The following is a 434-nucleotide window of genomic DNA, read 5'->3' on the forward strand; positions in this document are numbered from 1 at the left end:
CGGCCAGGTGCTGGTTGCGGTCAAGGCCTGCGCGATCAACTTTCCCGACACTCTGATGATCCGCGATCTTTACCAGATGAAGCCGCAGCGGCCCTATGCGCCGGGCGGCGAAATCTCCGGCGTGATCGAGGCGCTGGGTGAAGGCGTCACCGGCTGGTCGGTGGGCGACAAGGTCCTGGCCGGCACCGGCGCGGGCGGCTTGGTCGAAAAGATCGCGATCGATGCCGGACGTCTGTTCAAGGTGCCCGAAGGCGTCAGTTTCGAGACCGCGGCATCGATCCTGATGACCTACGGTACCTCGATCCACGGGCTGAAGGACCGCGGCGACCTGAAAGCCGGCGAGACGCTGCTGGTGCTCGGCGCGGCGGGCGGCGTCGGGCTGTCGGCGGTCGAGCTGGGCAAGGCGATGGGCGCGCGCGTCATCGCCGCGGTGT

At 68.0% G+C, this 434-nt stretch carries 1 protein-coding gene; it reads left to right on the top strand.

The features are described from left to right. A partial coding sequence (locus tag I6F37_RS40665) for an alcohol dehydrogenase catalytic domain-containing protein (protein ID WP_225154470.1) occupies window positions 1–434 on the top strand: 434 nt, incomplete at both ends.

This window comes from Bradyrhizobium sp. NBAIM08 (assembly GCF_020193935.1).
In the GTDB taxonomy this organism is placed as follows: Bacteria; Pseudomonadota; Alphaproteobacteria; order Rhizobiales; family Xanthobacteraceae; genus Bradyrhizobium; species Bradyrhizobium yuanmingense.